Source organism: Anaerolinea thermolimosa (genome assembly GCF_001050195.2).
GTDB classification, from domain to species: domain Bacteria; phylum Chloroflexota; class Anaerolineae; order Anaerolineales; family Anaerolineaceae; genus Anaerolinea; species Anaerolinea thermolimosa.
In genome coordinates this window covers 232,467-246,712 of sequence record NZ_DF967966.1, presented here as the reverse complement: position 1 = coordinate 246,712, position 14,246 = coordinate 232,467, and the positions used below count along the sequence as shown (strand labels likewise).

At 59.8% G+C, this 14,246-nt stretch carries 11 protein-coding genes; 9 read left to right on the top strand and 2 right to left on the bottom strand.

Translation table 11 applies throughout. The annotated features are described in order from the left end of the window. Positions 1–113: 113 nt before the first annotated feature. The gene (locus ATHL_RS16525; RefSeq protein WP_062196053.1) at positions 114–1,631 is read left to right on the top strand and encodes a gluconokinase; all 1,518 of its coding nucleotides are present in this window, start codon (positions 114–116) and stop codon (positions 1,629–1,631) included. A 16-nt stretch (positions 1,632–1,647) separates the two neighbouring features. Here ATHL_RS16525 and ATHL_RS16520 read toward each other — a convergent pair whose 3' ends face one another. After that, positions 1,648–2,376, bottom strand: coding sequence for a DUF72 domain-containing protein (locus ATHL_RS16520; RefSeq protein ID WP_062196052.1), 729 nt, complete (start codon positions 2,374–2,376; stop codon positions 1,648–1,650). Continuing rightward, a complete protein-coding gene (gene rarD / locus ATHL_RS16515; protein ID WP_062196050.1) occupies positions 2,373–3,263 on the bottom strand; it encodes an EamA family transporter RarD in 891 nt (296 codons plus the stop codon). The genes ATHL_RS16520 and rarD overlap by 4 nt, the downstream gene beginning before the upstream one ends. Before the next feature lie 207 nt (positions 3,264–3,470). Between rarD and ATHL_RS16510 the strand changes: the two genes are divergently transcribed. The 8 genes from ATHL_RS16510 to ATHL_RS16475 all read left to right on the top strand — a co-directional run bounded on the left by ATHL_RS16510 (position 3,471) and on the right by ATHL_RS16475 (position 14,238). After that, positions 3,471–4,337, top strand: coding sequence for an aminoglycoside 6-adenylyltransferase (locus ATHL_RS16510; protein ID WP_062196048.1), 867 nt, complete (start codon positions 3,471–3,473; stop codon positions 4,335–4,337). Between the two features lie 81 nt (positions 4,338–4,418). Continuing rightward, a complete protein-coding gene (locus ATHL_RS16505) occupies positions 4,419–4,802 on the top strand; it encodes a nuclear transport factor 2 family protein (RefSeq protein ID WP_062196046.1) in 384 nt (127 codons plus the stop codon). 26 nt (positions 4,803–4,828) lie between these two features. Then, on the top strand, positions 4,829–5,335 hold the full coding sequence (locus tag ATHL_RS16500; protein WP_062196044.1) for a nucleotidyltransferase domain-containing protein: 507 nt from the start codon (positions 4,829–4,831) through the stop codon (positions 5,333–5,335). 30 nt (positions 5,336–5,365) lie between these two features. Further along, a complete protein-coding gene (locus tag ATHL_RS16495) occupies positions 5,366–5,980 on the top strand; it encodes a DUF1349 domain-containing protein (protein ID WP_062196043.1) in 615 nt (204 codons plus the stop codon). A gap of 117 nt (positions 5,981–6,097) precedes the next feature. Then, positions 6,098–8,455, top strand: a complete 2,358-nt coding sequence (locus ATHL_RS16490) for an alpha/beta fold hydrolase (protein ID WP_062196041.1) — start codon at positions 6,098–6,100, stop codon at positions 8,453–8,455. A 26-nt stretch (positions 8,456–8,481) separates the two neighbouring features. Further along, complete coding sequence (locus ATHL_RS16485; protein ID WP_062196040.1) at positions 8,482–9,216, top strand: ABC transporter ATP-binding protein; 735 nt, start codon at positions 8,482–8,484, stop codon at positions 9,214–9,216. Continuing rightward, a complete protein-coding gene (locus ATHL_RS16480) occupies positions 9,213–10,391 on the top strand; it encodes an ABC transporter permease (protein ID WP_062196038.1) in 1,179 nt (392 codons plus the stop codon). The genes ATHL_RS16485 and ATHL_RS16480 overlap by 4 nt, the downstream gene beginning before the upstream one ends. 85 nt (positions 10,392–10,476) lie before the next feature. Next, complete coding sequence (locus tag ATHL_RS16475; RefSeq protein ID WP_084001646.1) at positions 10,477–14,238, top strand: GAF domain-containing protein; 3,762 nt, start codon at positions 10,477–10,479, stop codon at positions 14,236–14,238. The last annotated feature ends 8 nt before the right edge of the window (positions 14,239–14,246 follow it).

Genomic DNA, 14,246 nt, shown 5'->3' with positions numbered 1-14,246 from the left:
TGGCCCGTGGTTTGCACCTGGCTGACTTGATGGCGTAACCCTGGTAATTCGCCAGGGGGCAGCCCTCATTCCTGTTCCTTCACCATTGTTTTACCAATACTGGAACGATCACGATGAGCATGTTTCTGGGAATTGACCTGGGTACCGGCTCCTGTAAAGCTGCCGTCCTCGATGGCGAGGGACGGGTTTGCGGGGCCGGGCAGGGTACTTACCCTGCCGGAGAAGGGCCGCGCCGATGGAACGAACAGCCGCCGGAAGCGCTCCTTGAAGGGATGGTGCAGGCCAGCCGCCAGGCGCTGATGGCCGCACGGGTGTCAGCCCGGCAGATCGAAGCCGTGAGCGTGGGCGGGGCCATGCACAGCCTGCTGGTGCTGGATGGTTCAGAGCGGCCATTGACGGGGGTCATCACCTGGGCAGACGGGCGCGGGGCGCATCAGGCCGGGCAGTACCGGGGCACACCCCAGGGGGTTGCCCTCTACCAGCGGACGGGTTGCCCGGTGCATGGCATGTACCCGCTGTATAAAATCCTCTGGCTGCGCGATGAACAGCCCGGGGTGTTTGCGCAGGCCGCGCGGTACGTCACGGCGAAAGAGTATGTGCTCCATGCGCTCACCGGTGAGTGGGTGGTCGATTATTCCATCGCTGCCGGGCACGGGTTGATGGATACCCATACCCTGCGCTGGGATGCAGAAGCGCTGGCGCTCGCCGGTTTGCGGGAAGAGCAATTCTCACCCCTGGCTCCCCCGCAGTATCTTTTGAAGTTGAAAGATACCCCGCTGGTGGCGCAGGCCGGACTGTTGCCCGGCACGCCGCTGGTGCTGGGGTGTTCGGATGCCGTCAATTCATCGCTGGGGGCAGGTGCAGTGCTGCCCAACCGGGCTACCCTGATGGTAGGGACGAGTGGCGCCTTGCGCGTGGTGGCACGCCGGCCAATCCTGCACCCGCGGGGGAAGAACTGGTGCTATGCCATCGACAGCAATCACTGGCTGGTGGGAGGCGCGATTAACAATGGCGGGGTGGCGCTGGACTGGCTGCGTGGAGTGTTCAGCCGCGCGGGCGGTGCAAAGGTGACTTTTGACGCAGTGGCGGCACTGGCGGGTGAAGTTCCCCCCGGAGCGGGCGGGGTGCTCTGCCTGCCGTTCTTTGCCGGTGAACGAAGCCCCAACTGGAACCTGAACGCACGCGGGGTGTTCTTTGGGCTGGCCCTGGAGCACGGGCCAGCTCACCTGGCGCGCGCCCTGCTGGAGGGGGTAGCCTTTCGCTTTCGCAGTCTGGCAGAGATGCTCGCCGAGGTGGGGTGTGAACCGGCAGAAATTCGCGCTTCAGGGGGCTTTATCTATTCGCCGTTGTGGCTGGAGATCATGGCCAGTGTGCTCAACCGTCAGCTGTTCCTGCCGGAATGGGGCGAGACTTCTTCCTGGGGAGCGGCCGCCTGGGCCATGATCGGCATGGGAGCCGTGGCTGATCTGGAGTCGGCGGGGCAGCTGGTGCAGGTGAACGGCCAGGTTGCGCCTGATCCTGCGCAGGTTCCTGTGTACGACCATCTGTATGCACTCTACACCCGCCTCTATGAAAATTTGCTTCCATCTTTCGAGGACGTAGCCCGCTTTCAGCAGTCCACAGAGAGGTAAGGAAGAGCGGTAATTTTTATGCGTTGAGCCAGTGTTGAAGCCGGGCCGCGTTGTGTGGCGCATACCCGCCCACATCATTGTTGAAGAAAATATAGACCTCTTCAGCCCCGCGCTCAGACAGCCCCCGCACGGTTGCGGCCACCTGGCGCAGTTCATCATCAGAGTAGTTCGAAGCATACCATCGCTGACGCCCGTGCAGGCGCAGATAGGCACGTGGGCCGGTCAACTGGCTTCCAAGAGACACAGAGGGAGAGTCCACGTTCACCCAGGCCGCTCCCAGCGCCTCCAGCAGGCCGGTCACCTCCGGACAGTTCCAGTCCGGGGTGCGAAATTCCACCGCCACCCGGGTGGGGTCAGGAAAGGCCTTCAGGGCGGCAAGCAAACGGGACGGGTCGCAGGGGGTCTTCGGCGATACCTGAAGCAGGAACATCCCCAGGTGCTCGCCGAGGATCATCCCCAGCCGGGCAAAAGCGCTCAACTCGGCTTCACAATCCAGAAGCAGGCGATCGTGAGTTGCAGAACGGGGGGCTTTCAGCGCGTAGCGAAAGCCTTCCGGGGCCTGGTTGCGCCACTTCTCCAGGGTGGCCGGAGAGAAGGTGCGGTAAAACGTGGCATTAATTTCAACTGCGTTGAAGCGAGTGGCATAATATGGAAACCAACGCGCTTTACCCAGCCCGACAGGGTAGAAATCTCCCTTCCAGTGATCGTACGTCCATCCTGAAGTGCCAGTGAAAACGCGAGTCATCCTTCGGCCAGCGCGGCGTGCAGTGCGCGGCGGTGCTCGACCAGCCCTTCTACAGAGTACAACAACAGCGCCAGCCAGATGATGCTGAAACCCACCATCCGCTGGGGAGTAAAGGGCTCACCGTATACCAGCACGCCAAATAAAAACTGAAGCGTGGGTGCAAGATACTGGAGCAGGCCCATCATCGCCAGAGGGATGCGCCGGGCACCTTCGGCAAAGAAAAGCAACGGCACAGCCGTCACCACACCAGTAAGCACCAGCAGGGTATTTTGCAACAGGTCAACGTGGCCAAACGAGCCGCTACCGGTGAATTCCATGGCGAGCAGGTATCCCAGGGCAGGGAGGAAAATGACGGCTGTCTCCACCGTGAGGCCGGGCAGTGAACCAAGAGGAGCGAGCTTCTTCAACAACCCATAGAAACCGAAAGAAAAGGCCAGGGCCAGGGCGATCCATGGCAAATGTCCGTAGCTGATCGTCAGGTAGAGCACGCCAACCCCGGCCAGCCCCACCGGCACCCATTGGAGCGGTCGCAGGCGTTCGCGCAGGAAGATCACCCCCAGCAAGACGTTGACCAGCGGATTGATGAAATAACCCAGGCTCGACTCTACGATGAACCCGGCGTTGACGCTGTAAATATACACCAGCCAGTTCACCGCCAGCAGGCAGCCAGCCAGCAGATAGAGGAGCACCATGCGCCGGGTGAGACGCCCGAAAATATCTTTCCAGCCATGGCGCAGGCTGACCAGAATGGAAACGAAGATGAATGACCACACGATTCGGTGGGTCATGATCTGTAAGGCCGGCACTCCCTGCAGGAACTTCCAGTACACCGGGAAGACCCCCCAGATAGCGTAGGCGGCGATGCCGTAAAGAATGCCTTTGTTCATGGGTTGGCTCTCTTAAAAAGAATAATTTCAAATCATACCAGAAATTTGAAAGGCAGGGGGGCTTTCCGGCAGCCTTCAGCACCGCAGATGTTGTGCTATACTCGGATACAGAAACGGACAGCAACGCCATTGATCGCCTGTGACGAAGGATGGCTTTCTCAGGGGGAAGTCTGTCCACGCTATAGGTACATATTCCACGGAGTTCCCATGCGCAGTGAACAGGAAATGCTCCATCTTATCCTTGAGACGGCCAGAAGTGATGAGCGTATTCGGGCAGTGATCATGAACGGCTCTCGCGTCAACCCGCATGCTCCGAGGGACCTCTTTCAGGATTTTGATGTGGTGTACCTGGTGACGGACGTGGCCCCCTACCGGAAAAACCCGGCCTGGATTCGGCGCTTTGGTGAGCTGATGATCTTCCAGATGCCCGAAGACATGCAGGACCCCCCGCCCGAAGGGGACGGCCATTTTACCTATCTGATGCAGTTTACCGATGGCAACCGCATAGATTTGAGCCTTTACCCCCTGGAGCAACTGGCAGATGTGCTTTCAGACAGCCTGAGTGTGGTTTTGCTGGATAAAGATGGGCTGATCGGATCGCTCCCACCCCCCGACGAAAGCACACACCTTCCTCAACCGCCCACGGCCAAAGCCTTTGCCGATTGCTGTAACGAATTCTGGTGGGTAAGCCCCTACGTAGCCAAGGGATTGTGGCGCAGAGAAATTCTGTATGCCAGGCACGCGCTCGATGTGTACGTGCGCGCTCAGCTGATGAAAATGCTCACCTGGTATATTGGCATCCGCACGGGGTTTTCCGTCAACCCGGGGAAGGATGGCAAGTACTTTCAGCGCCACCTGGAACCGGAACTGTGGGAAATGCTCCTGGCCACCTATACAGACGCCAGTTACGAACGCACCTGGGAGGCCCTGTTCACCATGACCGACCTGTTCCGCAGGGTGGCCCTGCAGGTGGCAGAAGCCCGGGGGTTCAACTACCCCCGGGATGACGATGCCCGGGTGAGTGCCCATCTGCGCCGCGTGCGGGAGCTGCCCCCCGATGCCCGGGAGTATTGATCGGCGCTGGCCTTTGCATCAAGCCACAACCGGGGAACCCACCGGGGCGATGTTCTTTACTGATTAAGGAGGGTTTTTCTTATGTCCCCTGCCCGTTTATCTCGCTTTGAAACCGCCATGCGGGTGGTTCTGGCATTCCATGAGGCCTTCAACCGGCACGATGTGCCCGGGATGATGCAATTCACGAGTGACGATACCGTGTTCGAAAACACAACCCCGCCCCCGGATGGGAGTACCTTCGCAGGAAAAGAAGCGGTGACCCGCTTCTGGGAACAGTTCTTCGCCGATTCACCCCACGCCCGCATCGAAATCGAAGAGATCTTCGGCCTCGGTGAACGATGCGTGATGCGCTGGGTGTATTTCTGGGAAGATGCCGCCGGTAAGCCGGGGCACGTGCGCGGGGTGGATATCTTCCGGGTGCGAAACGGTTTGATCTGTGAGAAGTTGTCTTATGTCAAAGGGTGAGCTGGCAACCCTTTGAGGAGATTGCCGTGGAAGAAATCCTGGAATTCAACCCGTTCCTGGTCGCCTGCCTGCCGGTAACCCATGCCCTGCTAAAGGCCGCCCACCTCACCGTGCATTCCTGCGTTGACCGTGTGGTGCTGCATGGTTCGCGCGGACTGGCAGGCGGGTACCGGCCCGACTCAGATCTCGATCTGAGCCTGATCGTCGAACCTCCGGCGTCACTGCCGCCCGCGGCTATGGACGCTCTGCTCCAGGAAGTGCTCGAAACCACCCTCCATCACTGGCAGGGTGCGGTGGAGGCCGACCTGGCGGCAGTGTTCGAGGTGCGTGACTGCGGCTTGAAGTGCTTTGACCTGACCGCCTGGGAGGACTCATCCTGTCTGCTGGGCGGGGAAGACTGCTTTGGACTGTACAAGATCCAGAAGGGCTTTCGAGGGCGGGTTGAACACGCCGGGGTGCAGGTGAAGCGGATGATCCCCTGCCTGACCATCTGGCAACGCCCTCATGGAAGGTTGGAAAAGGGAACACTGTGAATCATCGATCTTTTGGAGGAGGAATCAATCATGAATCTGCTTGAAAACCTGACCCCAGAAAACCTGGTCGCCAGAGGCTTGCACTGGGAGAATCCTCCCATCAACTGGGAAGCCCTGCCCGGGGGTGGAATGCGTGTTCGTGTTCCGGGAAAGGTCGATTACTTCCGCGACCCGGCAGGGGTTAACGTCAAAGAGGATGCGCCGTATCTCTGGCGCATGGCAAAGGGAGACTTCGTGGCCAGGGCGCATGTTCGCCCAACCTGGGCCACCACCTGGGACGCCGGAGCATTGATGGCATGGGCCGACCCTTCTCACTGGTGCAAGTTGTGCTATGAGCGAACCGATCTGGGAACGACAGCCGCGGTAAGTGTGGTCACCAACGGCCTCTCGGATGACGCCAACGGCGCCAACCTGACTGCGCCCGATCTCTGGCTGCAACTTTGCCGGGTGGGGAATGTGTTTGGAATGCATTATGCCCTGGATGGCGAGAGCTGGAAGATGGTGCGGGTATTCCAGCTCCCTGTGCCAGAGGCAATCCGGGTCGGGCTGGTGGCGCAGTGCCCCGCCGGGCCGGGTATAGAGATCGACTTTCTCCACTTCAGCCTGGAGGCCCGAACCGTACAACAATTGCGCGCAGGCATCTGAGGGATGGAACGCCTGAGGGGGAAGATCAAGAAAAGGTCAAAGTGATCGGGCAGCCATCCTGAAGGCATTAAATTCAGATTAGAATCGCTCTATCTTTACCAATACGGGGAGGAAGAGGTGCAACCCGATTCGTTCCAACGGTTGTTGAGAGGGCCTTTTTTCGAGGCGGCACGCGCGGGGAACCATCGCTGGTGGCGTGTGGTTCTCACCCTTTTGCTCGTCTTCGCCTCTCTCACGGTGGCCACGGCCCTTCTGGTGACTCCGCTGCTCATGGTTTACCCTTCCACTGATCTTTTGAATCGGGCGCCTTTGCCGCTGGCTCTCACAGTCGCCCTGGCGCCGTTCGGGGCGGCCTGGCTTACCCTTGGATACGCCCTTCCTGCCTTTCATCGGCGTTCGTTTCGCAGTCTGCTTCTACCGGGTGGGGCGTTCCGCTGGCGGTTGTTTTTCCTTTCCGGCGGGGTGTGGGTATTGCTGGCGGCGGCGGTGGATGGCGTTCAGGCCTTGCTGGGCGCGGGCGATTACCGCTGGAGTTTTGAGGCGCGGCGCTTCTGGCCCTATCTGGGGGTAGCACTGCTGTGGATGCCCGTGCAAACCTCGGCAGAAGAATTGATCTTCCGCGGCTACCTCACCCAGGTTTTTGGGGTGCGGGCGCGGCACGTCTGGTGGCCGCTTCTGGCCCCTGCACTGATCTTTGCCCTTCTGCACCTGCCCAATCCTGAAGTGAGCGCCCTGGGAGGGCAGTATGCTCTGCCGCAATATTTTCTCATGGGGGTACTGCTGGGATGGGTAACGCTCGACAGCCAGGGGCTGGAGATGGCATTTGGCCTCCACCTGGCGAACAACCTGTATACGGGCCTGGTGGCCGGGCTGAGAGATTCTGCCCTGCCTTCGGCCAGCCTGTTCATCATTGAGGATTTGAATCCCATGGTTAATCTCGTGCTCATTGTGATGGCTGGAGCAGTGTATCTGCTTCTGGCCGGGCGGCTTGCGCGTAAGTTCCGCTGGCCAACGGCCGCCGTTTTACTTCTGCTGTTGACTGCCTGCATCCCTGCAGCCACCCCTGCCGCGCCTGAAGCTGGTTCTCCTTTGCGCCTGGAAGACTGCCTCCTGAGTGCAAAGGGGCATTCCACCCAGGTGGTGGCCCGCTGCGGCCAGCTGGAGGTTCCCGAAAACCCCGCCGACCCGCACAGGCGTACCATCCGGCTGAATGTGGCGGTGGTGAAGGCGCAGAGCAGCAACCCTGCCCCCGACCCCCTGTTCATGCTGGCTGGAGGGCCTGGCCAGGCCGCCACGGAAGCTTTCCTGCCCATGCTCTCCCTGCTGGACCGGGTCACCTTTAAGCGCGACGTGGTGCTGGTGGATCAGCGCGGGACGGGCAAGTCGAACCCGCTGCACTGCACGTCGGGGACAGAAGACGAAGCTCTCGGAGGAAGACTGCCCTCTGCGGATGAGGTTTACCAGCAAATGCGTCACTGCGTGGAGGACGAGCTTCAGGGCGACCCGCAGTTCTATACCACCGAAATCGCCATGCAAGACCTGGAAGCCGTGCGAAAGGCCCTTGGCTACGGGCAGATCAATCTGCTGGGGGTTTCGTATGGCACCCGCGCCGCGCTGACCTACATGCGCCTTTACCCGCAGAACGTGCGTACCGCCATCCTGGATGGAGTGGTTCCGCCGGGCTGGGCCATCGGCCAGTCGCTCCGTCACGATGCACAACGCGCCCTGGATCTGATCTTTGCGCGCTGTGCAGGTGACCCGGCATGCCGGGAAGCCTTCCCGAAACTCTCACAAGAATGGGAACAACTTCTTCAACAATTAAAACAGACACCGGCACAGGTCAGTGTTCCTCACCCAACCACGGGCGAGGCCACCACCATCTCGCTGGGCGCCGAAGCCGTGGGTACGATGGTGCGGCTGATCACTTACTCCAGCGATTATGCAGTGTTACTGCCCTGGTTGATCCATACCGCCGCGCAGGGGAACCTGCAACCACTGGCGGCCCAATATCTGCTTGTCCTTAAGGATAACGATACCCTCATCGAGGATGGTCTCTTTTTTGCCGTGTTGTGCAGTGAGGATGTGCCGCTCCTTCCACCGGAGGGAGAACCGGGGGAGTATTTCTTCTACGATGTCACCGGGAGCTGGCGGGCGGCTTGTCGCGCCTTTCCGTCGAACCCACAGGCGCACGCGAATGAGGCCTTCCCTGCGCTGGAGATTCCCACCCTGTTGATTTCGGGCGAAGCCGACCCCGTCACCCCGCCTGAAAATGGTGAAGCGGCGCGTAAATACCTGCCAGACAGCCTGCACGTGGTGCTCCCGGGGATGGGGCATGGAAACTTCTACGTGGGGTGTGTTCCCGGTCTGGTACGGCAACTCGTCGAGAAAGCCTCCGTGGAGGGAATCGACGCGGGTTGTGTGGAACGCACCGCCCCTCTGCCCTTTTTCGTCAGCGCCCTGGGCCCACAACCCTGACCCTGGCATTCCTTTTCGAGGTATCCATGATCTCAGTTCAGCATGTAAAAAAATCGTTTGGCAAGGTGCAGGCGGTGAAAGACATCTCTTTTATGGCCCACGATGGGCAGATCACCGGTATTCTTGGCCCCAATGGCGCCGGAAAGACCACCACCCTGCGGATGATCTATACCGTTCTCCGGCCTGATGCGGGTTCGGTCACGGTGGACGGTTTTGACGCTGTGCGCCAGTCGCAAGAGGTGCGCCAGCGCATTGGCGCCCTGACCGATTCGCACGGCATTTATCCCCGGCTCACAGCGCGGGAGAATATCCGCTATTTCGGGCGGTTGCATGGGTTAGAAGGCCGCGCACTCGAAGAGCGCATCGAGGCTCTCACGGCGCTGCTCGACATGCAGGACTTCATCGACCGCCGCGCCGAGGGCTTCTCCAGCGGGCAGCGCGTTAAGGTGTGTATTGCCAGGGCGCTTGCACACAACCCGCAGAATGTCCTTCTCGATGAACCCACCAACGGACTTGATGTGATGAGCACCCGTTCCATGCGCGAGTTTATCCGCAGACTGCGTGAAGAGGGAAAGTGCGTCCTCTTTTCCAGCCACATCATGCAGGAAGTAACTGCACTGTGTGACCAGATTGTGATCATTGCCAACGGCCTGGTCACCGCCAGCGGCACACCGGATGAAATTCGCCAGGTTACCGGCAAAGAAAACCTGGAAGATGCTTTCGTGGCCGCCATCGGCAGTGAGGAAGGATTGATTAAATGAAGCGCGTATGGATTATCTTTTCCAAAGAAGTGGTGGACAACCTGCGCGATCGGCGTACGCTGACCAGTTCGTTTCTTTCGTCTCTGTTCACTCCTGGCCTGCTGCTGGCGCTCATTGTGGTGATGGGGCGAATCCTTAATGTGGACCCGCAGGAAAAGCCCCTGCTCCTGCCGGTTGCAGGGGCAGAGTATGCCCCGGGGTTGATCCAGTTTTTAAAGCAAAATAATGTTAACGTGTTGCCCGCCCCGGCTGATCCGGTGAACAGCGTGCGCGAGGGAGATTCCGAGGTGGTTCTGATCATTTCTCCCGACTACCCCGAGGCCTTCCGCCGCGGCGAGCCAGCTCCGGTTCAGCTGGTGCTGGACAGTTCGCGTTCTACCGCCTCGGCATCCATCCAGCGGATGCAGATTTTGCTGACGCAATATAACAGACTGCTGGCCGCCTTGCGCCTGCAGGCACGCGGAGTAGATTCAACCCTGCTTTCGGTGGTTTCGATTGGCGTGCGCGATGTGGCCACCCCGCAAAGCCAGGCGTTGATCTTCCTCAATATGATGCCCTTCCTCATCACCCTGAACATCTTTGCCGGGGGCGTGTATGTGATCATCGATTCCACGGCTGGCGAGCGTGAACGTGGCTCGCTTGAACCCCTGCTGATTAATCCCCCCCGGCGCTGGGAGTTTGTGCTGGGAAAATTGCTGGCTTCCCTGCCCTTTGCGTATGTTTCTCTGGCGGTGGTGCTGGTGCTTTTCTGGGCGGGTTTCCAGATTATCCCGGTGGAAGAATATATTGGCTTCCCCATGGTACTGGATGGGCGGGCGCTGGCGTGGATTTATCTGCTGGCCATCCCGGAGGTGCTTCTCGCCTCTGCATTACAGATGCTGGTGGCAACCTTCACACGCAGTTTTAAAGAGGCTCAAACTTACCTGGGGTTCTTGCCTTTGATCATCGGCCTGCCCTCGATGTTTCTCTCCTTTACCACAATCAAGTCCGAAGGGGTGAAAATGCTCGTGCCCACGTACGGGCAGTCGATCCTCATTAACCAAATCTTGCGCGGCGAGAACTACAACCCCCAGCATTTCCTGCTGGTGAGCGTTTCCACCCTCCTTCTGGCGATTCTGCTCACGTTGATTGCCATTCGCCTGTATTACCGCGAACAGGTGCTCTTCAACAAGTAGTCGAAACACTTAACACTTTTGCAAGCCGCCTTCCGAAAGCCCCGAAGGCGGTTTTTTTTGAGGGTCACCGTACTATAATAACAGCATGGAGTCTTCGGGGGCCGCCGTGAGTGGGTTGTCTGTGCGTCGTCAGCCGATAGGAAGCTGGCTGCCGCAAATGCTCCTGCTCGTTTACCTGGCGGTGACGCTGGCGGTTTTCGTGGCCCAGCCGGTGCTAGCCTTCCCATGGGCGGTGCCCCTGCCTTGGGCGGCGCTTCTGTCCGGGCTGGTGTACCTGATGAGCGCGATCTGGACGTTCAGCGTGCGCCGGACTCGCCTGACAGGCCAGATGTTAACCCTCTTCTCGGCTTCTCTGGCCATGGTGCTGGCCGGTCTGGGAGACCTATTCGGCGCCGGAGTGTTTACGGGGCTGTGGGTACTGGCGCTGGGGGTGGCCTCCGGCGCAGTCTTTGGTCTGGCTCTCCATTTCCCGCGTGAAGAAGCCTTTCTGCGCCGGCGCCGCGGCCTGTTACTGGCCGGGTTTGCCCCGGGGTTGATCTTGACCCTGACGGCCTGGCTGAGCCTGGGCGGTATCTTCGCGCCCGAAGTGGCCCGCGCTGTGCCGGGGTGGCAGGCCTGCCTGTTCTGCCTGATGATCCTTTTCTGCCTGGCGTGGATGGCCTTTCGGCAGATGCGCACTGCCATGGCTACTGAACGAGACCAGGCACGCCTGGCTGTTTTCAGCGGGGCGATTTCTTACGGCCCGTGGATGATCTGGCTGGGGGTTCACCTGGCGGCCGGCCGCCCGGTAGAGATGCCCCCACCGGAGATCCTTTTACCCCTGGCCATCTTCCCGGCGCTGGCAGGATACCTGCTTCAGCGTTTTCGCCTCCAGCAGACCGATTTCATCCTCAGCCGTGCGCTTCTCTACGGGGCGCTCACCATCCTCACAGTAGCGGGTTATGCCCTGCTGGTAGCGGGGCTTTCGCTGCTGGCAGGGCGGCTGGTTTCGCAATCCAACCCGGTGTTAACCGGGGTCATTTTCTTCCTCTTTGCTCTGGCCATGCAGCCCCTGCGTACTGTCCTTCAGCGCAGGATAGACGCGGCGTTCTTCCGCAGCGATCAGGCACATCAGGAACGGGTGGCAGCCTTCAGCAACGCGTTAACGCATGTCGTTGACCTGGAAGAAATCCTCGCCACCCTGCGGCTTACAATCCAGGAAACACTTGCGCCAGGGCGGATTCACCTCTTTCTGCTGGACTCTCTTTCAGATACGTACGTGGCCGCCGCGGATGAGACGGGCGCCCCTACCAGCGATGTGCGTTTCAATAGCTCCAGTCCGTTGATCCAGGCACTGGCTCACGAGGACTCAATCCTCATCCTGACCAGCCCCGAAAGCCTCCCACCATCCTTCCAGGCAGATCGGGCACGCCTGACCCTCCTTGGCACAAAGTACTTTGTCCCTCTGCCGGGGCGCGAACGGCTCAACGGGTGGGTGACGCTTGGAGAGCGCTTTTCGGGCGAACCCTACACCTCACGCGATTTGAATTTTCTGGAAACCCTTTGCGACCAGGCCGCGCTGGCCATTGAACGGGCGCAGGTGCTGACGAATATGCAGAATCGCGTGCACCAGCTCAATGTGCTGGCACGGGTGGCACAGGGGGTGAACATCACCCTCTCGATGGATGACCTTCTTGAGCTGATCTATGCTCAATCCACGCAAATTATCCCCTCGGATCGCTTTTCCATCATGCTTTATGACCGGGTTCAGGACATTTACCGGTATGCATTTTACCTGGAGAAGGACGAGCGTTTAAGCGAGCATGAAAACCGCCCCATTCCGCCGGGGCAGGCGCTGGAAGTGGAAGTGATCCGCCAGGGGCGCCCGCTGCGCACCGAGGACTTCAGCCGTGAATGCCAGCGCCTGGGAGTGGTCGCACCGCAGAGCGGGATATACGCCTGGATGGCCGTGCCGCTCAACGCCGGGGCCGAGACGATTGGCGCGCTCAGTATGGGGAGCGAAGACCCGCGCATCACCTATACGGCTGACCAGCAAAACCTGGCCCAGGCCATCGCCGACCAGGTGGCAGGGGCGATTGTCAAAGCGCGCCTCCTTCAGGAAACCGAACGGCGCGCATTGCAACTGACCACGCTCAACGAGATGACCCGCCAGCTAACCTCAACGCTGGACCTGGAACCATTGCTGATGAATATCCTGCAGAGCGCGGTGGATATCCTCACCTGCGAGGCAGGTAGTTTGCTCCTGGTGGATGAAGTGACCGAAGAACTGGTGTTCCGGGTGGTGGTAAGCCCGGTGGCCAATGATCTGCTCAACCGCCGCCTGCCGCCGGGGAGCGGGGTGGTGGGGAAAGCGGTGAAAACACGCCAGCCGATCATCGTCAATGATGTCTCGCGCTCAGCCGAATGGTATTCCAAAACAGACCAGACCACCGGGTTTATCACCCGTGCGCTCCTGGTCATTCCGCTGATTGTTAAAGACCGGGTTATCGGGGTGATTGAGGTGATCAACAAACGCGACGGATCACCGTTCACCCAGGATGACGAAGACCTGCTTTCGGCCTTTGCGGCTCAATCGGCGGTGGCCATTGAGAACGCCCGTCTGTACACCCTTACCGACCAGGCACTGGCGGCCCGGGTGGAAGAGCTTTCGGTAATGCAGCGCATCGATCGGGAGCTCAATACCAGCCTCGACACCTCGCGCGCCATGCGCATCACCCTCGAATGGGCCATGCGCCAGTCGCGCGCTCAGGCCGGATTGATCGGCATTGTTCAGGATGAACATTTGAAGGTGATGGCCTCTCAGGGATATTCCGATGAGCTGGAAGCCTACCCCAATGGCCTGTTGCCGGTGAAGGCGTTCCAGCTGGAAGAGGTGCTTCAAGAGGCGGCCCCGTTTTACCGCCGCCTGGATGGGTCATCGGATGATCCAGGGCGCCTGTTGAAGCTGGCCACCAGTCAGGTGATCATCCCGATCCGGCGCGAAGGCGCTGCCATCGGGCTGTTGCTGCTGGAAAGCGATGCCGCCGGGCCGCTGAGCGAAGAAACCCTGGGCTTCCTGGCGCGTTTGAGCGACCACGCTTCTATTGCCATTTTCAATGCTCAACTCTACCATGCCGTGCAGAGTGCCAACCTGGCCAAGAGCGAGTTTGTCTCGTTCGTGGCTCACGAACTTAAGAACCCGATGACCTCGGTCAAAGGATATACCGAGTTGCTCGCCGCCGGTGCCGTAGGACCGGTGAACGAAGCCCAGACCAACTTCCTCAACACCATTCGGGCCAACATCGAACGCATGAATACGCTGGTGTCGGACCTGAACGATCTCTCGAAAATCGAAGTGGGGCGGCTGCGTCTGGATTTCAAAGCGATCTCTGTGGCCGAGGTGGTGGATAGTGTGGTGCGTTCTACCAGGCGGCAGATTGAAGAGAAAAAACAAGAACTGACCCTCGACGTGCCCGCCACACTGCCGCCCGCCTGGGCCGACCGCACCCGCTTCGAACAGGTGCTGGTCAATCTGATCAGCAATGCCCACAAATACACCCCAGTGGGCGGGCACATTCATGTAGCCGCGGAACAATGCTCCAACCGGTGGGATGAACAGGGCGCGCCGCAGGTGATTCACATCTGGGTTAAAGATGACGGGATTGGCATCAGCGAGGAAGATCAGAAGAAGATCTTCCAGAAGTTCTTCCGCTCTGAAGACCCCAAGACCCGCGAGGCCCCCGGTACCGGGCTGGGATTGAACATCACGCGCAGCCTGGTAGAAATGCAGGGCGGGAAGATCTGGTTCGAGAGCGAGTTCCGCAAAGGCACTACTTTCCACTTTACCGTGCCGGTGTCAGCGCAGTAGTTGCGGGA